The sequence below is a fragment of the Exiguobacterium sp. Leaf187 genome, assembly GCF_001423925.1.
GTDB lineage: Bacteria > Bacillota > Bacilli > Exiguobacteriales > Exiguobacteriaceae > Exiguobacterium_A > Exiguobacterium_A indicum.
The window spans coordinates 1,219,099-1,243,741 of record NZ_LMPR01000009.1 but is presented as its reverse complement, the minus strand read 5'-3'; the positions used below and the strand labels follow the sequence as shown (position 1 = coordinate 1,243,741).

Annotated in this window: 19 protein-coding genes and 1 other annotated feature; of the genes, 16 read left to right on the top strand and 3 right to left on the bottom strand. The window is 45.9% G+C overall.

Features of this window, described 5'->3' with window-relative positions:
- The 11 genes from yihA (at nt 1) to ASF99_RS10690 (ending at nt 16,045) form a co-directional block, all read left to right on the top strand.
- On the top strand, nt 1-582 hold the full coding sequence (yihA, locus tag ASF99_RS10740; protein WP_023468975.1) for a ribosome biogenesis GTP-binding protein YihA/YsxC: 582 nt from the start codon (nt 1-3) through the stop codon (nt 580-582).
- A gap of 146 nt (nt 583-728) precedes the next feature.
- Nucleotides 729-1,871, top strand: coding sequence for an AI-2E family transporter (locus ASF99_RS10735; RefSeq protein WP_055968731.1), 1,143 nt, complete (start codon nt 729-731; stop codon nt 1,869-1,871).
- A gap of 214 nt (nt 1,872-2,085) precedes the next feature.
- Nucleotides 2,086-3,426 (top strand): glutamyl-tRNA reductase, encoded by a 1,341-nt coding sequence (hemA, locus tag ASF99_RS10730; RefSeq protein ID WP_050677617.1) that lies wholly within the window; start codon nt 2,086-2,088, stop codon nt 3,424-3,426.
- A gap of 83 nt (nt 3,427-3,509) precedes the next feature.
- Nucleotides 3,510-4,436 (top strand): hydroxymethylbilane synthase, encoded by a 927-nt coding sequence (gene hemC, locus ASF99_RS10725; RefSeq protein WP_023468972.1) that lies wholly within the window; start codon nt 3,510-3,512, stop codon nt 4,434-4,436.
- Entirely contained in the window at nt 4,426-5,106 is a 681-nt protein-coding gene (locus ASF99_RS10720) for a uroporphyrinogen-III synthase (protein ID WP_055968729.1), read from the top strand. Before hemC ends, ASF99_RS10720 begins: the two co-directional genes overlap by 11 nt.
- Nucleotides 5,103-6,092 (top strand): porphobilinogen synthase, encoded by a 990-nt coding sequence (gene hemB, locus ASF99_RS10715; RefSeq protein WP_023468970.1) that lies wholly within the window; start codon nt 5,103-5,105, stop codon nt 6,090-6,092. Before ASF99_RS10720 ends, hemB begins: the two co-directional genes overlap by 4 nt.
- Entirely contained in the window at nt 6,089-7,399 is a 1,311-nt protein-coding gene (hemL, locus tag ASF99_RS10710; protein ID WP_055968728.1) for a glutamate-1-semialdehyde 2,1-aminomutase, read from the top strand. The genes hemB and hemL overlap by 4 nt, the downstream gene beginning before the upstream one ends.
- A gap of 54 nt (nt 7,400-7,453) precedes the next feature.
- Nucleotides 7,454-7,683 (top strand) — a binding site (T-box leader).
- Between the two features lie 50 nt (nt 7,684-7,733).
- Nucleotides 7,734-10,370 (top strand): valine--tRNA ligase, encoded by a 2,637-nt coding sequence (locus ASF99_RS10705; RefSeq protein ID WP_055968725.1) that lies wholly within the window; start codon nt 7,734-7,736, stop codon nt 10,368-10,370.
- Between the two features lie 54 nt (nt 10,371-10,424).
- Nucleotides 10,425-11,657, top strand: a complete 1,233-nt coding sequence (locus tag ASF99_RS10700) for a bifunctional folylpolyglutamate synthase/dihydrofolate synthase (protein ID WP_055968723.1) — start codon at nt 10,425-10,427, stop codon at nt 11,655-11,657.
- An 83-nt stretch (nt 11,658-11,740) separates the two neighbouring features.
- On the top strand, nt 11,741-15,340 hold the full coding sequence (locus ASF99_RS10695; protein WP_023468967.1) for a DUF5057 domain-containing protein: 3,600 nt from the start codon (nt 11,741-11,743) through the stop codon (nt 15,338-15,340).
- 18 nt (nt 15,341-15,358) lie between these two features.
- Nucleotides 15,359-16,045: an ankyrin repeat domain-containing protein gene (locus ASF99_RS10690; protein ID WP_023468966.1), complete on the top strand. Its 687-nt coding sequence runs from the start codon at nt 15,359-15,361 to the stop codon at nt 16,043-16,045.
- A 46-nt stretch (nt 16,046-16,091) separates the two neighbouring features.
- Here ASF99_RS10690 and ASF99_RS10685 read toward each other — a convergent pair whose 3' ends face one another.
- From ASF99_RS10685 to ASF99_RS10675, 3 genes are read right to left on the bottom strand one after another with little or no spacing between them, the layout of a single operon-like run.
- Entirely contained in the window at nt 16,092-17,663 is a 1,572-nt protein-coding gene (locus tag ASF99_RS10685) for a type II secretion system protein (protein ID WP_055968720.1), read from the bottom strand.
- A gap of 18 nt (nt 17,664-17,681) precedes the next feature.
- Nucleotides 17,682-18,302: a PilW family protein gene (locus ASF99_RS10680; RefSeq protein ID WP_023468964.1), complete on the bottom strand. Its 621-nt coding sequence runs from the start codon at nt 18,300-18,302 to the stop codon at nt 17,682-17,684.
- A complete protein-coding gene (locus ASF99_RS10675) occupies nt 18,265-18,792 on the bottom strand; it encodes a type IV pilus modification PilV family protein (protein ID WP_023468963.1) in 528 nt (175 codons plus the stop codon). The genes ASF99_RS10680 and ASF99_RS10675 overlap by 38 nt, the downstream gene beginning before the upstream one ends.
- Before the next feature lie 176 nt (nt 18,793-18,968).
- Here ASF99_RS10675 and ASF99_RS10670 point away from each other — a divergent pair, with 176 nt between their 5' ends.
- From ASF99_RS10670 to ASF99_RS10650, 5 genes are read left to right on the top strand one after another with little or no spacing between them, the layout of a single operon-like run.
- A complete protein-coding gene (locus ASF99_RS10670; protein ID WP_041255164.1) occupies nt 18,969-20,303 on the top strand; it encodes a G5 domain-containing protein in 1,335 nt (444 codons plus the stop codon).
- A 16-nt stretch (nt 20,304-20,319) separates the two neighbouring features.
- The gene (locus tag ASF99_RS10665; protein ID WP_023468961.1) at nt 20,320-20,634 is read left to right on the top strand and encodes a hypothetical protein; all 315 of its coding nucleotides are present in this window, start codon (nt 20,320-20,322) and stop codon (nt 20,632-20,634) included.
- Between the two features lie 8 nt (nt 20,635-20,642).
- Entirely contained in the window at nt 20,643-22,307 is a 1,665-nt protein-coding gene (locus ASF99_RS10660; protein WP_023468960.1) for a GspE/PulE family protein, read from the top strand.
- Nucleotides 22,304-23,350: a type IV pilus twitching motility protein PilT gene (locus ASF99_RS10655; RefSeq protein ID WP_023468959.1), complete on the top strand. Its 1,047-nt coding sequence runs from the start codon at nt 22,304-22,306 to the stop codon at nt 23,348-23,350. The genes ASF99_RS10660 and ASF99_RS10655 overlap by 4 nt, the downstream gene beginning before the upstream one ends.
- Before the next feature lie 4 nt (nt 23,351-23,354).
- The gene (locus ASF99_RS10650; RefSeq protein WP_055968718.1) at nt 23,355-24,572 is read left to right on the top strand and encodes a type II secretion system F family protein; all 1,218 of its coding nucleotides are present in this window, start codon (nt 23,355-23,357) and stop codon (nt 24,570-24,572) included.
- Nucleotides 24,573-24,643 lie beyond the last annotated feature (71 nt).

The following is a 24,643-nucleotide window of genomic DNA, read 5'->3' as shown; positions in this document are numbered from 1 at the left end:
ATGAAAATTTATAAAGCTGATTTTATTACGAGTGGCGTCAATCCGGAACATTATCCGGAGCCATTGTTGCCAGAAGTGGCACTCGCAGGGCGATCGAACGTCGGAAAGTCCTCTTTCATCAATAAACTGGTCCAGCGTAAAGCACTCGCGCGGACATCTTCGAAACCAGGTAAAACGCAAACCTTGAACTTCTTCAACATCAATGATGAAGTCATGTTCGTCGATGTACCGGGTTACGGATATGCGAAAGTTTCGAAGACGGAGCGTGAAGCGTGGGGCAAGATGATGGAGAAGTACTTCACACAACGTGAAATCCTTAAAGGTGTCGTACAGCTCGTTGACATCCGACACGATCCGTCTGCGGATGATGTGACGATGTATGATTTCTTGAAGTATTACGATCTACCGGTCATCGTCGTTGCGACAAAACTCGATAAAATCAAGAAGAGTCAACGTGATAAACATATCGCGGCGATTAAACGTAAGTTGCAATTTGATGGTCAAGATACATTGATTCCTTTCTCGTCCGAGACAGGAGAGGGCGTCGATGCAGCGTGGGAAGCGATTTATCGCTTATTGTAAAGATTAAAGCCTACGAAATCTGCAGGATTTCGTAGGCTTTTTTACTTTCTATACATAAAAAGTGCTTTGTGAAAAATCTATTATTTCGTAATATAGTGTGTAAGAATAGCTATAATGACTATGTAATAAATGGGAGTGTGAATGGTTTGGATTTGCTTCGAAACAAATGGTTTAAGGCATTAATCTGGGTATTAGTGATTTTTCTCGTTATCTGGGTCGGTACAAAGATCTCATTTTTATTCCAGCCGATTAAAGTCATGCTGGCATTGATCTTCCCGCCGCTGATCATTGCGGGGATTTTCTATTATTTCACGCTCGGTATCGTAGATGCATTGCAAAAACGCGTCAAGAAACGTGGTCTTGCCGTGTTGATCGTCTTGCTTGGTTTCATCACGGTTCTGACGATTGCTGTCGCTTCGATCGGACCAATCTTAGTCGAGCAGGTGACGGATTTTGCGACAAGCATTCCGACGCTCGTCATCGAATTGCGCGATCAGACGTTAAACTTACGCGATCAATTGATGGACAATCGTTTCATCTCGACATGGGTTCACGAGAATACGGACTTGTTTGACAAGTGGACGAATGAAGCGACGTCGTATATCGGTACAGTCTTTAAGTCTGTCTCGACGTCTGTCGGAACGATTTTAGGTGTCATCTCTTCGACCGTCTTAATCATTGTCTTAGTGCCGTTCATCTTAGTTTATATGTTGCTTGACGGCTATAAGTTTCCGGATTCCGTCGTGAAGCTGTTGCCGAAAAGCTATGAAACAGAAACGCGTAAAATCTTGCACGATATGCATGTGACAGTGAAGCATTATGTCAATGGACAGGTTATCGTCTCAATCTGTGTCGGTCTCATGTCATTGATTGGCTTCTTCATCTCAGATATTCAATATGCGTTACTGCTTGCCTTATTCTGTACGGTCACGAACATCATTCCGTATCTTGGACCTTACATCGGTGCTGTACCGGCGGTCATCGTCGGGTTCATCGATGATCCGATCAAAGCCGTCTATGCGATCATCACGATCGTCGTCGCGCAGCAAATTGAGTCGAACTTGATTTCTCCTTATGTCCAAGGAAAAACACTCAAGGTTCATCCGCTGACGATCATCATCGTCTTGCTCGTTGCTGGGAAAATCGGTGGAATCATTGGTGTCATCCTAGCAGTTCCGACCTATGCGGTCACAAAAGTCGTCATTCAAAATATCGCTCGGATCTATCGTTTACGTCAGCAACGTCTCGACGTACCGGACGTGACGGTATCACCTGAATCCTTGAAGTAAAGTGTAACCCTCTGACCTTTTTAGGAGCAGAGGGTTTGTGATTTTCATGAGAGAGGGATAAGGTAGAAGAAGAGAAAAAATGAAGAAGATTTCACAACTTCGACTCATTTTAGTTTATAAATTGATTGGAATCTTTTTTATAATGGTTATAATGTAGGATAGAGAACGAAAAGATAGATCGGAACGAAATCTTTGGACGTAAGGGGTAGAGCGCATGCATATCGTAGTGGTCGGCTTGAATAACAAAACAGCGCCTGTATCAATACGCGAACAAGTCTCATTTGGGGAGCATGAGATGAAGGGAGCGGTCGTCGCATTGCGCGATGAAAAAAGTATTTTTGAAAGTGTCATCGTCTCGACATGTAATCGGACGGAACTGTACGTCGTGACGGATCAGCCACATACAGGACGGTATTATACGAAACGTTTCCTTGCAAACTGGTTCGGTTTGACGATGGAGGAACTGGAGCCGTATCTCTTCATTCATGAAGGGTTCGATGCGATGAAGCATCTGTTCCGCGTGACAAGTGGGCTTGATTCGATGATCGTCGGTGAAACGCAGATTCTTGGTCAAGTGAAGACAAGCTTCTTCATGGCGCAAAAGCTTGAAACGACAGGAACGGTCTTCAATAAACTTTTCAAAGAAGCGGTCACGCTCGCCAAACGGGCTCACGCAGAAACTGGAATCGGTGAAAATGCCGTTTCTGTCAGTGCTGCTGCTGTCACGCTTGCCGAACAGTTACTCGGATCGCTTGAAGATAAATCAATCGTCGTCATCGGTGCGGGAGAAACCGGCGAATTGACGACGCTTAACCTATATGAAGCAGGGGCACGTGATATCACGGTCTTTAACCGGACGTTAGCTAAAGCAGAAGAGGTCGCGAATCGGTTCGAAGGATCGGCACATTCGATTAACGAGATGCAGTGCGGTTTGCTTCGGGCAGACATCGTCATCTCTTCAACGGGTGCCAAACGTGCCATCATCAAACGCGAAGACATCGCGGCAGCACAGCTGTTCCGGCACGATCGTCCATTCCTGTTGATCGATATCGCCGTACCACGCGACATCGAACCGACCGTCGGTGACTTGCCAGGTGTTCATTTGTATGATGTCGATGATCTGACATCGATCGTCCAACAAAATATGGCGGAACGAATGAAGGAAGCGGCGAAGATCGAACAACGGATTGAAGCGGCAATCGCTGAGTTCGAAGGTTGGATGACGACACTTGGTGTCGTACCGATCATCACGGAATTACGAGACCAGGCGTTACGCATTCAACAAGAAACGATGCAAAGCTTGGAACGGAAATTACCGGAGATGTCGAAACGTGAAAAAACCGTCATTGGCAAACACATGAAATCAATCATCAACCAGTTGTTGCGTGAACCGTTATCTTATATTAAAGATGCGGCAGCGAAGCCAGATGCCGATGAACGGATTGCGCAGTTCATGGATACGTTTGCATTAAACGAAGACTTGTTCGAAGGGCTCGAAGATGACGTCATGACATCAGAAGAGACGGCACCTTCCGCAAAAGCTGTGAACCGGTGAACAAAGCACGATTTGTGTTACAATAGAAAATGCATGGGGCGGACTTGTGCCGCCCCTTTATCATTGTACAGGGGGATTTTAGCATGCGAAAAATCATTGTTGGATCGCGAAGCTCGAAGCTAGCGATGACACAGACGAAATGGGTCATTGACCAGTTGAAACAAGCCGGCGCGCCGTATGAATTCGAAATCAAGAACATCATCACAAAAGGGGACCGCATTTTGGATGTGACGCTCTCGAAAGTCGGCGGTAAAGGATTATTCGTAAAAGAGATCGAGCAACAGATGATTGACGAAGAAATCGATTTTGCCGTTCACAGCATGAAGGATCTACCTTCTGAATTACCGGATGGTCTCATCATCGGTGCCACACCAGCACGTGTCGATGCGCGTGATGCCTTGATCACGAAAACAGGCGAAGGTCTTGCTTCCTTGCCAGAAGGTGCAGTTGTCGGCACGAGTAGCTTACGTCGTGGGTCGCAATTGCTAAAACTCCGCCCTGATTTAAAAATCGAATCGATTCGCGGAAACATCGACACACGACTCGATAAATTAAAGAATGGTCCGTTTGACGGAATTTTGCTCGCAGCAGCTGGTCTACAACGGATGGGTTGGTCTGAAGACGTCGTCTCGGAATATCTCTCGACAGATGACATGATTCCAGCCGTCGGTCAAGGAATCCTCGGTATCGAATGTCGCGAACATGACCAAGAAGTACGTGACCTTCTGCACCTGATCCATGATCAGATGACGGAAAAAGTAGCTTACGCCGAGCGCGCTTTCTTAGCAGCGATCGAAGGTAGCTGTCACGTTCCGGTCGGTGGATTCGCAACGATCAACGAAGACATGTCAACGACACTCGTCGGATTCATTGGATCCGTCGATGGAGAGCAAATCCTACTCGAGCGCGAATCAGGTCTTGACCCGATGCAACTCGGTCAAGATGTTGCCGAACGTCTGCTTGCTTCGGGCGGTCGTGAGATTCTCGCGACACTTCCGGATGACTTGTAAGCAGGTACTCTTCACGGGCAGCCGACCACCGACGACCGAGCAGATGGCGCGACTGCGCGCCGTCGCGATCGAGTCAGTGCATTATCCTGTCATTGAAACGCGACCGGTTTCGTTTAAGTTACCGAAGGGAATGGATTGGCTCATCGTGACGAGTCCGAATGGTGTCCACCGGATTGCTGATGCGTTGCCTGAATTAGCAGAAACGCGTATCGCGGTCGTCGGACGAAAGACGGCAGACGCACTTGCGAAGTACGGTCGAACAGCAGACTTCTGTCCGTCGACCTTTACAGGAGACGCACTCGTCGCAGAACTCGGACCACACTTGTCTGACGGCGATCATATCGTCTTTGCACGAGGGAACCGATCGCGGCAAGCACCGGTCGATCAGTTACGAAACCTGAATCGATATACGGTCGAAGATATCATCACGTATGAAACCGTCACCCGTCGGCTACCTGAAGCACTTGTCAGAACTGCCGCCTATATTGGACTGCAGAGTCCTTCCGCTGTCGAAGCGATTGCGCCGTTAGCCCCACAGACGACGTTCATCGTCATTGGGACGATTACGGAGCAAGCAGCAAAAGCAGCCGGACTTCAACCGATCCATGTCGCCCGTGAATTCACGGTGGACGGCATGATTGATCGTATCATTGAGGAGGAATCAGCATGAACACATTAGAATACGCACGTCACCGTCGTTTACGTCATACCGCATCACTCCGGTCACTCGTCCGCGAGAATCAGTTGCATAAATCAGATTTGATTTATCCGATTTTTGTCGCTGAAGGCGAAGACATTAAACGCGAAGTCAGTTCGATGCCTGGCGTCTTCAACTTATCACTCGATCATCTGACGGCTGAGATTGAAGAAGTCGTCGCACTCGGAATCGAATCTGTCATTTTATTCGGTGTCCCGCACGACCACTTGAAAGACGAGCAAGGATCAGGTGCGTTTCACGATCACGGGATCGTTCAAGAAGCGACACGTCTCGTCAAGAAGGTTGCCCCGCAGCTAACGGTCATCGCCGACACATGCTTATGTGAATATACGTCGACAGGTCATTGTGGAATCGTCGCCGACGGTACGGTCGATAATGATGCGTCATTACCGCTTCACGTCAAGACAGCAATCTCACAAGCCCGAGCAGGTGCCGACGTCATCGCGCCATCATCGATGATGGACGGATTCGTCGCAGCGATTCGTCAAGGATTAGACGAGAACGGCTTCAGCCACATTCCGGTCATGAGCTACGGTGTTAAATATGCGTCTGCTTATTACGGTCCATTCCGTGATGCAGCGAACTCGGCACCGGGAGAAGGCGACCGGAAAGGTTATCAAATGGACCCGGCAAACCGTCGCGAAGCGTTCCGCGAAGCAACAGCGGACGTCGATCAAGGAGCTGACTTCATGATCGTTAAACCTGCACTTGCGTTCATGGATATCATTCGCGATGTGCGCGAGCGAATCGATCTACCAATTGTCGCATATAACGTATCGGGTGAGTATGCAATGGTCAAAGCCGCTGCCTTGAACGGCTGGATCGATGAAGAACGAATCGTCCTTGAGACGATGCTTGGCTTTAAACGAGCAGGCGCTGATTTAATCATCACCTATTTCGCAAAAGACATTTGTCGTTACCTGGAGGGGTCGAAATGAGCTTAATTAACCAGAACTCAAAATCAAAAGAAGCATTCGAGCGGGCACTCCCGCTCATGCCGGGTGGTGTCAACAGTCCGGTCCGTGCTTATAAATCGGTCGGGATGACACCGATTTTCGCAGATCATGCGAAAGGATCGAAGCTCTATGATATCGACGGAAAAGAATATATCGATTATGTCTTGTCATGGGGACCAATGATTCTCGGTCATGCCGATCCAATCGTCACGTCAGCAATTCAAGAACAAGCAACGCGTGGCTGGAGCTACGGGACACCAACGGAAATCGAATCAGCGATGGCGGAAGTCGTCATCAGTCGTGTGCCGTCGGTCGAAGTCGTCCGGATGGTCAACTCAGGGACTGAAGCGACGATGGCTGCCCTTCGTCTCGCACGTGGCTACACAGGTCGGACGAAAATCTTGAAGTTCGAAGGCTGTTACCATGGTCACGGTGACTCGCTCTTGATCAAAGCAGGTTCAGGTGTCGCGACACTCGGATTACCAGATTCACCAGGCGTTCCGGCGCAAATCGCGAGCATGACGCTGACAGTTCCGTACAATGATTTGGACGCTGTCCGGATCGCGTTCGAAAAACATGGCGACGATATCGCCGGTGTCATCGTCGAACCGGCTGCTGGGAACATGGGCTTCGTGCCACCAGAACCAGGATTCCTCGAAGGCTTACGGGAAATCACGTCAGAAAACGGCGCTTTACTGATCTTTGACGAAGTCATGACCGGTTTCCGTGTCGGATTCCACTGTGCCCAAGGACATTTCGGTGTCACACCGGATATCACGTGTCTCGGTAAAGTCATCGGCGGCGGAATGCCAGTTGGTGCTTACGGTGGACGTCGTGACATCATGGAGCAGATCGCACCACAAGGTCCAATCTATCAAGCAGGTACGTTATCCGGGAACCCACTCGCGATGGCAGCAGGTCTAGCGACATTGACACAATTGAAACCAGAACACTATGCAGAGTTCGACCGGAAAGCGAGCCGTTTGTCAGAAGGCTACCTGAACGCTGCGGCGAAGTATAACATTCCGTTGACGACGAACCGTGCAGGCGCGATGTTCGGTGTCTTCTTCACGGATGAGCGCGTCACGAACTTCGAAAAAGCGAAAACATCGAATCTTGAGATGTTCCGTTCGTATTATCAAAAGATGGCGGCGCGTGGTGTCTTCTTACCACCGTCACAATTCGAAGGTCTCTTCCTGTCAATCGCCCACACGGACGAAGACATCGAGCGGACGATCGAAGCCGTCGAATTGACGTTCCAAGAACTCCAAGTTGAATTTGGTCGTTAAGCAGTTCTTGACGATTGCTTGAACTCTCGGCTAAAATAAGTAAAGAAGAAAATGGCAACAGCGATGACGGGAAGAGTAGTCCTGTATTCGTACCGGTGTAGAGAACACATCCTTGGCTGAAAGATGTGACGGGCGAACAGGAGGAAGGTCACCCCACGAGCTGGTATCGTGAGTCTTACGAGCGATATCCGTCCTCCACACGTTACGTGGCTCGAGGGCATCCGATTGTGGATGAACTAAGGTGGTACCGCGGAAAAAAGCAACGGCTTTCTTTCGTCCTTAGCATAGGACGAGAGAAGCCGTTTTTATTATGGACAAAAAGGGAGCGATCAGGATGCAGGAATTATCAATGCCAACGAAGTATGATCCGCAGGCAACGGAAGAAAAATGGTACGACTTTTGGGTGAAAGGTGACTATTTCAAAGCCGATCAGGATCCAGAAAAAGAGCCGTACACGATCGTCATTCCACCACCGAACGTCACAGGTAAATTGCACCTTGGTCACGCGTGGGACACAACGTTACAAGACATGCTGACACGGATGAAGCGGATGCAAGGATTCGACGTTCTTTACCTACCAGGAATGGACCATGCCGGTATCGCGACGCAAGCAAAAGTCGAACAAAAACTGCGGGCAGAAGGACAATCACGTCTTGAAATGGGTCGCGAGAAATTCCTCGAGCAATCATGGGCATGGAAAGAAGAATACGCGTCAACGATCCGTGCACAATGGGCAAAACTTGGTCTCGGACTCGATTATTCGCGTGAACGCTTCACGCTTGACGAAGGATTGTCAGAAGCGGTTCAAGAAGTCTTCGTGAAACTTTACGAAAAAGGCTTAATCTACCGCGGCGAATACATCGTTAACTGGGACCCAGCGACGAAAACAGCGATCTCGGATATCGAAGTCATCTACAAGGATATCGAAGGTGCGTTCTATCACTTCAGCTATCCACTAACGGACGGTTCAGGTCACGTTGAACTAGCGACGACACGTCCTGAGACGATGCTCGGTGATACAGCGATCGCCGTGAACCCGAAGGATGAGCGTTATGCTCACCTCGTCGGAAAAACAATCACGTTACCAATCGTTGGTCGCGAGATTCCGATTGTTGCCGATGACTATGTCGACATGGAGTTCGGTACAGGTGTCGTTAAGATCACACCAGCGCACGACCCGAACGACTTCGAAGTCGGTAACCGTCACGAGTTACCACGTGTCCTCGTCATGAATGAAGATGGAACGATGAACGAGAACGCAGGGAAATACGAAGGTATGGATCGCTTCGAATGCCGGAAACAAATCGTTGAAGATTTAAAAGCAGAAGGTGTTCTAATCAAAATCGAACCACACTTGCACTCTGTCGGTCACTCGGAGCGTTCAGACGCGATCGTTGAGCCGTATCTTTCACTCCAATGGTTCGTCAAAATGGAACCACTCGCGCAAAAAGCACTCGAGGAACAACAAGGACCAGACAAGGTCAACTTCGTTCCACAACGCTTTGAGAACACGTATGTGCGCTGGATGGAAAACATCCGTGACTGGTGTGTCAGCCGTCAACTCTGGTGGGGACACCGGATTCCGGCTTGGTACCATAAAGAAACAGGCGAAGTATACGTTGGCAAGGAAGTACCAGCCGATATCGAGAACTGGGAGCAAGACAACGATGTTCTTGATACGTGGTTCTCTTCAGCGCTTTGGCCGTTCTCAACGATGGGATGGCCGAACACGGACGCAGCGGATTATCAAAAATACTTCCCGACATCGACACTCGTTACGGGTTATGACATCATCGCTTTCTGGGTATCACGGATGATCTTCCAATCGTATGAATTTACAGGACAACGTCCATTCCAAGACGTCTTGATCCACGGATTGATTCGTGATTCGGAAGGACGCAAGATGTCGAAATCACTCGGGAACGGAATCGACCCGATGGATGTCATCGAGAAGTATGGTGCCGATTCTCTTCGTTGGTTCTTAACGACAGGATCAACACCAGGCAACGACCTCCGCTTCTACTGGGAAAAGATCGAAGCGACATGGAATTTCTCGAACAAATTGTGGAACGCAAGCCGTTTTGCCTTAATGAACATGGATGGTCTAACGTTTGATCAGATCGATTTGACAGGCGAGAAGTCACTCGCAGATAAATGGATCCTGACACGCCTACAGACGACGATTGACGACGTAACGCGTTTATCTGACAAATACGAGTTTGGTGAAGCGGGACGTATTCTCTATCACTTCATTTGGGAAGACTTCTGTAACTGGTACATCGAGATGGCGAAGTTACCGCTCAACGGGGAAGATGAAGCAGCAAAACAGACGACGCGTTCGGTTCTTGCCTATACGCTCGATCGGATCATGCGTCTGATGCACCCGTTCATGCCGTTCATCACGGAAGAGATCTGGCAACACTTACCGCATGAAGGCGAGACGATCACACGTGCTGCATGGCCAACACGTGAAGCGTCACTCGACTTCCCGGAAGCCGTTCCAGCATTCGAAGCGGTTCAGAACGTCATCCGTTCGGTTCGTAACATCCGCGCGGAAGTGAACGCACCGATGTCGAAACAGATCCAACTGTTCATCTCGACGAATGACGCACGTGTTCAAGACGACCTGTCGTCAAACAGCTCGTACTTGCAAAAGTTCACGAACGCATCTGAACTTCGAATCGAAGAACAGATGCCAGCACCAGAAAAAGCAATGAGTGCGATCGTAACGGGAGCAGAATTGTTCATCCCACTCGCGGACTTGATCAACATCGAGGAAGAAATCGCGCGCTTGAATAAAGAACTCGTCAAGTATACGAAAGAAGTCGAACGGGTCGAGAAAAAACTCAACAACCCTGGCTTCGTTGGCAAAGCACCGGCACATGTTATTGATGAAGAAAAGGCGAAGGCACTTGATTATACGGAAAAACGTCAAGCTGTCGAAGCACGCATCAACGAACTCTCACACTAATTACAGCAGTGGCTCAAGTTTCCTTGAGCCACTTTTTTTAAAGGAGCGAACAACATGAGGACGCGAGAAGATGTATTGGATTGGTTATCGAGCTTACTAGCATTTGGCGTCAAACCAGGTCTTGAACGGATGCAGGCGATGTTACTGGAATTACAGATTGACCCGGACGCGATTCCGACGATTCATGTCGCTGGCACGAACGGGAAAGGATCGACGGTTGCGTTCTTACGTGAGATGGGAATTGCGGAAGGATTACGCATCGGGACGTTCACGTCACCGTATATCATTCAGTTCGAGGAACGGATTATGTTGAACGGGGTACCGATCGCAGAAGATGATCTCGTCGCCGCTGCGATCGCTGTTCAAGCTGCCATCCAGCATATCGATCCGGCACTCGGTACGGTCACTGAGTTCGAGGCATTAACGGGACTTGCTTTCTATTATTTTAATCAGATTCGTCCCGATTTCGTCATTTATGAAGTCGGACTCGGTGGATTGTATGATTCGACGAACGTCTTCAAGAAGCCGGTCGCAGCGATCATCACGTCGATCGGGCACGATCATCAAGCGATTCTCGGAGATACGCTCCAAGAGATTGCTTTACAGAAGTTCGGGATCATCAAACAAGGGACACCGGTCATCGCCGGAAAACTGCAGGAAGAGCTGACGGTACCGTTAATGGCGTATTGCGGTGACCGAAATGCGACGTTGAAATGGAGTCAGGAAGCAATCATCCGTTACCGTCTGAAAGAGACAGGAACTTGGGCGACATATGATGGGATTCCGGAGACGCGCTTAGGTCTCGAAGGTCATCATCAAGTCCATAATGCGGCGAATGCCGTCGTCTGTGCGCGACGACTTGGATGGTCGAAAGCGGCGATCCGAAAAGGGCTACGGGAGGCAAAACATCCGGGACGGTTTGAGATCATCTCACGCAAACCACGGATCATTCTCGATGGTGCGCATAATCCGGAAGGGATCACGGCACTTGTTGAACGGTTAAAAGAGGAATCAAAACCGGTGACGTTGCTCTGTTCGATTTTACGTGACAAAGACCGGACAGCGATGCTAGCGCAGTTACGTAGCATTACACCGGATATTTACGAGACGACGTTTGATTTCCCACGAGCTCGGACGCGAGAGGAGTTGCAGCAAGAGGGCGCGAACGTAACGACGGTCAAAGCATTCTTAGGTCACTTAAGCGCAAATCGAACATATGTCGTGACGGGATCACTCTATTTCATCAGTGAAGTGCGTCAAATGTACACAAACTCTTTTACAAAATAGGGAAAATGCGATTTCGCTCGTTATAATGAAATTGGGGAAGTATAGTCCCGGATTTCAAAGACATGATGAGGAGACGATGAGCGATGAGACAGTGGGTCCGTTTGTTAGTAGCAAGCTTACTGATTTTTTCAAGCTTTACGTATATACATGAACCGCATTCAAAAGCGGCGACAGGCGAGAAGTTTAAGATTTTAGAGATTCGTGATGATTGGTCGGCGACGAACCGGATTGATCCGGGAACGACAATCACGTCGTTATCATTGTTAAAAGAGTTGAATACCAGTCAATACGAAATCAAGATGATGACGGTCAAAGAGTTGAATGCGTCTCGTTTCTCACTTGATGGTGCATTTGATGCGATCGTCTTTGATCCATCTATTTTTACAGGAACAGACCGTTATTCGATTACAGTATCTGATTCGAAATCCAAACAGCATAATACCAGTAACATCGAAAATGATATTACGAAGTTAAAAGCGAATGAAATTTTGAAGAATTACATTCAAAAAGGATTACCCGTCTTTTTACACGCTGATGTGTTAACACATGCAACGAGTAATTTCACTTCGATTTTTAAGCCAAGCATGACGTCTGGTGCTGCGATTGCCTATACGGATTCAAAACAGGTCGTCTCCCGATTACAATCCGAAAAAATTGAACGACCTCGTTTAAGCAAAGTAGCGGTTTCGCAGGCTGGTCAATCGTTAACATCGGTGGATAAAGCAGCACCGGCTTCACCAGATAAACCAATTGATTTTAATTTTACGCTTGATCAAACTACGGCTAATACACGCGTTCAATTGTATATTGATTTCAATAGTAATGACCAGTTTGAGGAATCCGAAAAGGTCGATGAAAAACCAGCGACGATTTCTGGCTCCTTGTCCTATCAATTTGATGCACCGAGTTATACAGGACCACGGAACTGGATGATTAAAGTCGTAAGTGAAGATGGACTTTCGGATTATAAGATCGGTAGCTTCTTAATGAAGGATCAGGTAGCCCAAGCGAAGATTTTACAAGTCACGCGTTCGGGATCAACCGGCTCTATTAATGGATTCATGTCGGGTACATTGTTGAAACAAGACGGATTATATGACTTTAATGTCGAAGTATTATCTGCAACAACATTCAACTCGGACTTTCAAAAGAAAAATTTAAATACAAATTATGACATGTTGATTTTCGGGTTTCAAGATTCATATGGTGCTGCTGCACTAAGCGATCCTGCATCGAATGCAATCCTTGATTTTACGAATACTGGTCAAGGATTGATGTTGACACACGACACGATTTTCAGACCAGCTCAAACCGATAAACCTGAATTATTCTGGGAAACGAAATTTGCTGATCTTGCTGGTCAAAAGAACTTTACGAATATGGGATACGGGGCGCAACGACCATCAGGGCAGGCAGTCAAACAAAATGCCGGAGTCATGACTTCTTATCCATTTGCTTTGGCAGATACAGTAGCGATAGCAACGACCCACAATCAATACTTCGGCTTGGATCTTGAGCAACCGGACCTTATTCCGTGGTATAACATCCGTGAAAAAGATCTGAATACCTCGAACCAGGCTGCAGGTCGAACGATTGGGGACGCACGCAACCACTACTATATGTACACAAAAGGGAACGTTACGTATTCTGGAGCAGGACACACAACAAAATTTGATCAACAACAAGAAAAAGAATTGTTCTCGAATACGATGTATCGTGCTTTCATCGGTGCGAACCACAAGCCATTAATCAAGAATATCTTGCCAACGGACAAATCGAGCTATCTTGAGAATGAGCCGTTGACGATCTCGTATCAAGTCAACGACTATGATCTGCAAGACCGTGAGCTAAAGACACGGATCTATATTGATAATGAGAAAGTCTTTGAAAACAATAAGTTGAAGAATAACTCGTTCGTCAGTCAATCCTTCGAATCAAAATTAAAAGGTAAAACAAGTGTTACGATTCGAATCGAAGCAGAGGATCAGCGGGGAGCTAAGGCAATCGAGACACGGACCGTTCAAGTTGTTCGACCTGCTGTTTCTGCTCCTTTCGTATTATCTCGTTCTATTGATCCGGCTACTATTCCTAATGGTGAGACGGCTGAAATTTCATATACCATTAAAACAACACCTATGAAGCAACAAGAAGCTATTGGGGAGAATGGCTATATCAAAGGGAAATTTTCTGTGACGATGGAAAATATACTGTTCAATGAAAAATTACCGAGTAATTTAGAAGTGGTTTCAACTAGTGGGTTAAAGGATGCTATTATTTCTGGACAGTCTATAAAAGGCTACGCACCAAACATTGAATACGATGAAGCACTTGACGGCATTTACCAAGGGCAGTGGGTAGCTAAACAATCAGAAATAACATTTAAAGTAAAAGTAAAAGCTAAAGAATCTGCGGGCATTTACACGCTCGATAAAAAAGATAATGTGCTAACATCAACTAAAAATGTCTATAAAAATGAAACAAATCGTTCAGATAAACTAACGACAGTAAATAATGATCCACAAGCATTTCCGACACTTGGCTACGCATTGACACCGGCATTTGCGACAAGTGCGAAGATTCCATCCGTCAAGATGGATATCACGACACCATCGTATAAAGTCTTGCCAGAAATTAATCCGACAGGTAGCCAATACGGAACGTTGAAATGGTCGATCGTCGATCCGACGATTGCCTCAATCGATGAAGCAGGAGTCATTAAACCGAAAAAAGTCGGTACGACACAAATCAAATTAGTCGTTCCTGTAGGTAATGGAAAAGAACTCACGACGACATCTGATCTCGTGATCAATGATGTATTTGGTGGACTGATTGTAAGAAACGTACCGGATACACTGTACGTTGGTGAAACGAAATCCATGACGGGACTCGCTTCGATGATTTCAGGAAACGAGACACCGATTCAATGGATCATCACGAATGATTCGCATGTCAAAACGAATGGTTTATCGAAAAACACATTAGATTTGACCGGGAAAACACCTGGAACGATCACAGTTAAAGCTGTCGTTCCGGCAGAAGCAGGAAGTTCGACATACCTTGCCCAGTCTACGACCTATACAATTCAAGTGAAGCTACCGGAACTTTCGGTCGCCCCAAGTAATCTTGAACTCTGGGTCGGATCAACACAAGATGTGACGGCAACATTCAAACCGAATTACCCGTTACCATTTACGACGTCTACGTTGAGTAGTGCGATTGAACTGATACCAACAGCGAACGGTTATACGATTACAGGTAAGACCGGTACTCCAAATGGAGCTGTCGAAGCATTACTCACGTTGACGGATTTCCCAGATACGGTAGCAAAGACACTCGTTCGAGTCCGTGAGAACCCGACCAGCGTAACAGCTGATGATTTAATCATGACGATGAAGGATGAAAACAAACGACCACTCTTAGGGTGGTTCCCGGAAACGACGACTGAACGATTTTACCGGATGGAAGTGACGCAAGGGAAAGAGTACGTCAAAATCGATCCGACGGGCCAAGCGTTGCAACCGTTACGTCCTGGTGTGGCTCGCATTAAAGTCACTGTGCTAAAAGAAAATAAAGATGTGTTGGAAGTCTTGAAAAATGATAAGAAAACACCTTTGAGTACAACATTCAAGGTGACGATTGGTTCAGATTCAGGATCAACCGACTTGGATGGAGATGTATATTAAAAAGTGGGGAAGTTGGATATGAAACGAAAACGCATCGTTGTCATCCTTTTGATCGTGATTTTGACTGGAGTCGGAGTTACAAGTTACGTCATTCAATCGAATCGAAAAACTGAACTAGAACAGGCGTTACGTTCAGAAAAGCCTATGGAATTAGCATCCGCGTTAAAAAGTTCAGACATGTCTACATCGGAAAAAAATCGTTATATTGGTCGTTTTCAAGAGACGCTTGCATTTGAAAAGGCTGAATTGCTATTAGATTCTAAGACATCTCAAAATCAAATGAATTGGTTTTATGCGGCGCAGTTTGCTCCTCGGGATACAGTGGCTACTTGGCTAAAAAAGGGAGCAAAAGTGAATCAGTTAAATCAGAAGAAACAATCTGTTCTTCATGTGGCAACAAGTGTGAATCGTTCCAGTGATGCGTATGCTTTACTCGTCAAGCGCGCAACGTCTAAAGATTTAAATCGAATCGATGCGTACGGTCATACCCCTTTGTTTTATGCCACACTTGATCAAAATGAGACAGTCATCGAGTTACTTTTAGGGGCTGGTGCCAATCCGAACTTAGGAAAAGAACGTCCGATCTATGAGACAGTCAAACAAAATCGAAAAGATTTATTTGAATTGTTGAAACAGCACAAGGCAAAGGTAGAAACGAAACAAGTAAAGAAGATTGCAAAAATGTATCGTGCTACGACATTCTAAGCAATAACGAAGAGCCCCTCATCGAGTTGATGAGGGGCTCTTCTGATTACTGTTGAATACGTTTTGGTGTTTCGACATACATTTGGACAGAACGATTTAAAGGTAATAAGGAAGTTGGATTTTTCAAAACGGTTGCATCATAGGCCATGCGTAATCGAGAAGCCTCAGCATCCGCAGATTTATTGGCAATCATGAGTCGTTCTAAATCCCTCACATTGGCAGGGAACTGATTCTCTGCTAAATCGAGTTTTCCACGATAGGCGTTTACTTCTAGTTTCCCTTTCGTAAAGATGCCACCACGTACGTTCATCGTCGACCCGACAGAGTAGATCGTATTGATTTGATCGTCATCGCTGTAAAGGAAAGCATTTAAGTCAGGCGTAGTCGTTCGGGGTGTTGAAAATTTATTCACCCGGTTGATGACGAGTGTTCCTTTACTGAGTAGAATTAACGTGTTTTGTTTCGTTGAGGAAGTGAGACCTTGAATATTCGCATCATCGAGACGACTTGTACCTGTCGTATAAATCGTTGTCGCAAAACCGACATTCCCTCGAACGAGGAGGTTACCTAGGACGACAAGCGGCCGTTTGATTTCTAACGGCTGATCAACGGAATTCAGTGAAGAAATTGTCAGATTCCCATTGATGATCAAAGGCTCGAGCGTCTCTTGTACTAAATCATCCGTCAATGTGATCGTATTATTTGTGTTCGGTGCCGGGCTAATCATCTGTCGTTTCGTATCAAGTGCCGTCAGAAACGGACCTGTTAAGACTGATTGTGGAATAGCCGAGTCCTTTAAGGAGGTAGTAATTTGTGTAATCGGTGTATTCACCGGCAGCTTTAAAAAGTCATTCAAAGCGTAGTTGAAGTCGAATGGAACAAGCGCTTCTTTCGTTGAGACGAGGTCCGTTGATCCTTTTGGATCAAAAATGCTACGGTCACAAGATAAATAATCTTCACATTGCAGCAAAGGTAGATTTTTTTCTTGGAACACCCGAATTTGGCCAGCGACATAAGGAAGTGCTTGTGTATTTGTGAACGTCCCATTTTCATTATTGTATTTAAAATAAGGAGTAGCGGTTGCTTTTAAAGGATTTCGCGAGAAGATATTACCTTCGATGAAGGGCGCACCTTTGATAATGACTTGGTTATCCGAACCAAGCGTATAGTACAAGAAGCTTGGAATAGCAGACAGATACACGCGTTGGCGATATGTCTTGCGAATCACAGGCTGATCACCCTTTTGTTTCTCGACTGTTGCGGTTAAATCTAATGCTTTAACTCGGATATTCGAGGCGGTCTCGTTTACTTCGACCGAGACACTCGGGACGATGGATTTTAAAGGTAAGATGATTGAGCTATTCAAATTACTGAATAGTGCTTGTGAAGATGTCGTAGGTGAAGTGCCCGTCGTCTTGACGACGATTTGCTGTAATGCAGCAACGGCTTGATCCAAATCATTTTGAGTGGATGTCTCGACATCTATATCCGTTTCACGGATTTCAGTTAATCGTGTGGACTGTAGACTGATACCAATCGTGGCTATGGCAAGAACGGAAAGTACCGTTAGCGTGACGAGTACGAATAATAAGGTGTAGCCTTGTTCAGATTTACGCATGATTAGTTCCTTTCTGAATTAAAATCCAATCGTACTCGTGAAGGTCTGTACTTCTTCTTGATCAGTTGACTGGATTCGAGTCGTGATGGTCAAAATACCATGGATGACATAACGACCAGGATACGTACTTCCGGTGATCGTTTGATATTCAGGACTAGATAATGTGAAGGTTTGAAAAAGTTCGGATTGCTCATCGATTGATTGTGGCTCTGACGTATAGACGAGTTTATCGCCTTGTTGCTGTTCGGTCAGGAATGTATATGTAACAGGCTTCACGGTAGATGCGGATGCTGAAGCTTCTTCTGTTGCATTGAACGGTTGAAATCCACTAGCTCGTTCAAGTAATCCCGTCTCATTGTTTAGCGTAGGCAACGTTCTTTTATAAAAAGAGAGTGTTTTAGATTCATCGATGCGAATCGCATCAAAGCCACTGACCTCATTTAAAATGATACCGATCCGACTATCCGCTTCACTACGTAATTCACTAATGATACCAGTTGCTCGAAAACTTTTCGTTCCGGAAATGAATACCGTCAAGATGACAGCACTGAAAATAGAAGCAACGACGATTGAGACAAGTAGTTCGACGAGTGTGAATCCTTCACTTTGTTGTTGGAAAACTTTGGTTGAGCGTCGCATTCGTAATCGATCCTTTCAAAGTCGTAATCGGTTCAGTCGTTCCTTCTACATACACGTATACATAAAGATCGAGTAGATTCGGATTCACTTCACCTTCCATTTTATGAGGTGTCACACTGTACTTCACATCAAATGAAATATTGTTGATTTCAGGATCAGTAAAAATTGACGTACAAATAGCCGATACACCACAAGAAGGAGTGGCGGGTTCTGGAATCACATAATTTCCATTCAGATAAACGGCCTTCAGTGCTTCTTGAGATAATGAAACAAAAGAAAAGGCTTCATTCGTTGTCGCTTCAATCGCTTCTCGCTTTATGTAAGAAGTAGCATTTTTAGCTAAATAGTTCGCAAACGTCAATTCCGTGCTAGTGCGTGATGCTGAAAGAGATTGCGAAAAGATACTGATCAATGAGACAGAGATAATCGACAGAATCGTAATACTGACAAGGACCTCGATTAATGAAAATCCATCTTGTTTGTGTTGCATATGCTCACCTCTTCATTTCTATCGGAAAAAACATCAATTGGATGAAGTTCAAAAACCTACAGACATTCACAGTTAGAGAAAAGAATTGTCAGGATAGACTTATGTTTCATCATGATATTCATTATAATGGAAATACTAGGCACCTGAAATGATTAATTCATACAGAAAGGAAACAGATGATGCTCAATACAAAGCGTTTTGCTGTACATACACTTTTACTCGTCTTACTCGTGGTTTTGATTTATGTGCCATCTTTCGCCTTAATTTCCTTTACCGGAAAGGCGACTGAACAGACGACTTTTTCTGAAACGGCTAAAGTTGGATCTGTTCCTGTAAGCGGGATGAGTCGTAAAGAAGCTGAATCCGCAGTCCAAAAAGCGATTACGGAATGGTCCAAAAAAACACCGTTGACGACGGGTACAGGAGAAGAAACGTTACCGGTACCAACTGAATTGGTGACATTTGATTCTGAGGAATCTGTTAAAAAAGCGTCTCTGAAAACGGGAGGAGACTTAATTCTCTCAATCGATGACGAAATGCTACAAAGTTTTCTATCTACGCAACCTGTCAGCTATTCACAAGAACAAACGGAAGCGTTTAAAACATGGTTAACGAATACAAGCAAGACATTAGCTGAAGGGAATTTTGATCCTTCACAAACGTCAGAGTCGTCTGCTGAAGGTGAGGTCGTATCAAGTATCACGTTTTCAACACGTTCAGCAGCAGAAGAACAAATGATTACAGGCATGGCAAACGTCGAAATCAAGCCAGATCAATTAATGAATGTGAAAACGTATGGTATGGATCCAATCGCCGCTTCTTACGTTGGAAGTAAATTATACGAATTGTTCGCAAAAACACCATTTGAAATCGTGGAACGCATGCCACATGCGACACTCCCCGATGATATTACACTAGGTTACGATGTCAAAATTGACGAAAAAACAGATTTTGCTGTTCGCAATACGCAAGCATCAGTTTATCGCCTCGTCGCCACGCAAGAGGGAAGCGACGTGACGATTGAACTACGTGGAGCACCGATAAAAGAGGCAGTGACTGTCGTGTTGGAAGGAGAAAAGACAATTCCATTTAGAACCATTACTCGTTACTCAGCTACGCTTTCAGCCGGGACGACGAATGATACGCAAGCTGGCGAAGAAGGAAAATCGATTGAAGTCTACCGTGTAATGAAGACCACTAAAGGGGAACAGAAAAAACTTCTTTCCTTGGATTTTTATGCAGCGATTCCTGCTGTCATCACGAAAAGCAGTCAAGAAGAACAGGCTCCTGTCGTAGTTCCACCAACCGAAGAAACACCATCTGAAGAAACGGATTCAGAGACATCAACTGATCCGAATTCTGAAGATCCACAAACGGATGGAACAGTTGAAACGCCAGAGACACCTACTTCACCGGACAGCCCAGATTCACCAACGACACCAGATGAGAATAATCAAGGTGATCCCGCTTCGCCGGTAGAAGATGAGTCGACAGGAGAAGCTGTCGGCTAAACGAGGAGGGAAGAGTATGAATTGGACGACGATTGCAATTGAACTTGGAATCATCATCGGACTTGCGACAATCATTTGTGGATTGATGTTTGCGGTGACGATTCCATATGTGACCTCGATTCAGGCGAAGTCAGTATTATCCATCGCAGCGATTATCATGGTGACACTGATCTATTTTAGTGTTCAGTTGGATTGGATTAGTAATCCTTTTGTAGCGATCGGTATGGTATTACTGTGTGTCGTAACGGGAGGCGTTACGAGTCTGATTGATGAAAAGAAACAAAAGCGAACTGTAATGATTGAAGACGAATCATGGCATGCGGAAGGATGACGGACTAAATGGCGATGAAGCGAAAACGACTCGGTGAAATGTTAATCGAAGAGAGTTTAGTGACAGAGAGTCAAATCGATGAGGCACTTTCTGTAAAACGACCAACTGAAAAATTGGGTGACGCGTTACTCCGCCTCGGTCATTTGACGGAACAACAATTACTAGAAGCGCTCCATCATCAGTTAAAGATTCCGATCATTCAACTGTATAATTATCCGGTCGATGTCGCGGTGACGAAATTGATTTCAAAAGAGTTAGCACAGCGGCATACGTTAGTTCCGGTCTACCGTGAAGGAAATCGTTTATTTATTGCCATGGCGGATCCGATGGACTTGATTGCAATCGATGATTTACGGATGCAGACGGGTCTAGTGATTGACGTAGGTATTGCGACACGGGACGAAATCAGACGAACGATTTTGAAGTATTATGATATCGATTCATCGTTGCGCGATTTGTTGGAGTCAGATGATATGACGGAGATGGACCAGTCGCGCGACGTGGTGACACGTGAAGATGCGCCAATCATTCGTCTCGTTAATCAAATCTTAGAAAATGCGATTGCACAACGGGCATCCGATATTCATATGGATCCCCAGGAAACATCGATGACGATTCGAATTCGAATCGATGGAGAACTTCGAACGGAAAATAATTATCCGAAGCAGATTCAAAGCATTTTAACGACACGAATCAAGGTCATGAGTGAGCTTGATATTACGGAATCCCGGTTACCGCAAGATGGGCGAATCAAATATGTCTTTAATGGACTAGCTTACGACTTCCGTGTTTCTACACTACCTACCGTATACGGGGAAAAAGTCGTTATTCGAATTTTGGATAGTTCCAATTCGAATATTTCCATCTCTAAAATTGGTTTTAGCTCACGGAATGAATCACAGTTCCGAGAAATGTTAAAACGACCGAACGGTATTATTTTAATTACCGGGCCAACCGGTTCAGGGAAATCATCGACATTGTATGCAGCCTTAAATGAGTTGAATGATGAGTCACGCAATATCATCACCGTCGAAGATCCGGTTGAGTACCAGGTCGATGGCATCAATCAGGTCCAAGTGAATGCGAAGATCGGTTTGACATTTGCGAGTGGTCTCCGATCGATTCTCCGTCAGGATCCGAACGTCGTCATGGTCGGTGAGATTCGCGATATTGAAACAGCAGAAATATCGATCCGTGCTTCTTTGACGGGACACTTAGTTCTATCCACGCTTCATACGAATTCAGCAGTTAGTTCAATTACACGGTTGATCGATATGGGCGTTGAATCATTTCTCGTCGCAGCTTCACTTAGCGGATTGATCGCACAACGACTCGTCCGCCGTGTTTGTCGGGACTGCGGAGAAGCCCACTCGTTATCAACGCGGGAACAGGAGCTGTTTGATCAAGAAGGAATCGAAGCGACGACTGTCATGCGAGGTCGTGGCTGCTCATCTTGTAATATGACTGGATATCGAGGTCGTGTCGCGATTCAGGAAGTCATCATGATTGACGAAGTCTTACGGCGCATGATCATGAACCAGTCGACGGAAAGTGACATCACAGCGTACGTTAAATCGCAAGGACAACGTTTCCTTCTAGCTGATGGTCTATCGAAAGTAGCTGATGGTATCACGACGACAGAAGAAATTTTACGGACGGTGATTTCAGAATGAATCAAACGATGGAACGTGCCCAAATCGAAGATATTCTTCGTTCCTCGAAGGAACGAGGGGCATCCGATGTTCATTTGACTGCCGGATCCCCTCCTGTGTTTCGGATCAATGGAACACTGACACCATATGGATCCGAGAAGATGAAACCAGTCATCATTGACGGGTTCGTTCGTTCGTTGATCACGGAAGACATGTATCAGCAACTGAAGCAGGATCGAGATATTGATTTTTCGTTTGGTGTGACAGGTGTAGCACGATATCGGGTCAATTGTTTTTATCAGCGAGGCGCATTATCGATGGCCTTTCGAACGATCCCGACAGAAGTGCCTTCGCTTGAACAGTTAGGACTTCCTCCAGTCATCAAGCGATTTTTGACGAAGCCACATGGTCTCATCCTTGTCACGGGTCCAACAGGTTCCGGGAAGTCGACGACGCTTGCTGCGATGATTAACGAAATCAATCAAACAATGTATAAACGGATCATCACACTGGAAGACCCGATTGAATACTTACATAGTCATCGAAAGAGCTTAATTGATCAACGGGAGATTGGAATTGATGCGCCACGTTTTTCGACAGGATTGCGCTCAGCGCTTCGCCAAGATCCGGATGTTATTTTACTGGGAGAAATGCGCGACCTTGAGACGATTGCTACCGCGGTAACGGCTGCTGAAACCGGTCATCTTGTCTTTGCGACGGTGCATACGGCAACAGCAGCCTCAACGGTCAGTCGCATCATCGATGTATTTCCGTCGGAGCAACAAGATCAGATTCGGGCACAGTTAGCGAACGTCCTAGCGGGTGTCATCTCACAACGACTCATGCCACGATCGGATGGGACAGGACGTGTTGCGGCTTTAGAAATCATGGTTGATACACCAGCTGTCTCCAACTTGATTCGGACGGGTAAGGAATATCAGATTCAATCCGTTTTACAGACGGGTAAACAATATGGCATGCAAACGATGCAGATGGCTTTACAAGATTTGGTCAGCCGCGGTTTGATTCCGGCATCTGCTGCAACACCATACATATCGGGGTGAAGGGATGGCAGTATTCATTTACGAAGGTCGAACGATGGCCGGAAAACGAAAAAAAGGCAAGATCACTGCCCTGACGAAGCGAGAGGCGGCAGAACGTCTTCGGACGGATCAAATTGCCGTCACATTGCTTGAGAAGCAAGAATCAAAAGGGTTAAATACCGAGATTACGTTTTTAAGTGCTAAACCGAAGATTGAACACCTCGTCATGTATGCGCGTCAGTTTGCAACGCTCGTTCGATCGGGTGTTTCGATTGTTAGAGCAACAGAAATTCTACGTAAACAAACAGAATCAAAACCACTCGAGCGAGCGCTTGTCGAGGTAGAAGATGACTTGCGTAGTGGGATTCAGTTTTCCCAGGCAATCGAAAAACATCCTCGTGTATTTGATACGTTTTTCGTTAGTATGGCGATGGCGGGAGAAGCGAGTGGTAATCTCGAAGAGGCGCTAGATAATATCGTGACGCAGCTGCAAAAACAATATGAGATCAAACGAAAAGTCATTTCGGCCTTAATCTATCCGGCGGTCGTATCGCTTGTCGCGATCGGCGTCGTTGTCTTCCTGATGATGAATGTCGTACCGACGTTCGCTTCGATCTTTGATCAGTTAGGCAGTGAGTTGCCACTGATCACGAAACTCGTCGTCGCTGTCTCCGACTTTTTTGTCGCCTATTGGTGGGTGCTTCTATTGATTGCATTTGGCTTAATCGGACTGTTGTATTTTAACCTCAAGAATGAGCGACAGCGTCTCTTTTTTGACCGTTTCTTGTTAATGATTCCAGTCTTCGGACCGCTGATTCAAAAATCACAAATCGCGCTGATGACACGTGGTCTATCTGTATTGCTCAATGCGTCAGTACCGATTTTAGCTTCACTTGATATTACTGAACGAATCGTTACGAATCGGATCATTCGTAAAGGGATTGCTGGTGCGAACGAAGCGATGTCGCGCGGTATTCCGATGCACGAACCATTAGAGCGAAACAAGTACTTCCCACCGCTCGTCACACAGATGATTGCGATTGGGGAAGAGTCAGGTCGTCTCGATTCGATGCTGACGGAAGTCGCGAACTTCTACGAAACCGAAGTGGAAACGACGACGGATCGTTTGAAATCGATCATCGAACCATTATTGATTGTTGTATTAGCCGCAATCGTTGGTGTTATTGTCATTGCCGTCGTTGTACCAATGTTTAAGATTTATTCCGATATTCAAGCAAGTTGACAATTGTAAAAACATTTACCTGTTGTTAAAAAAAGACATAAACTACAAAAAATGTGGTGCTACTATAATAG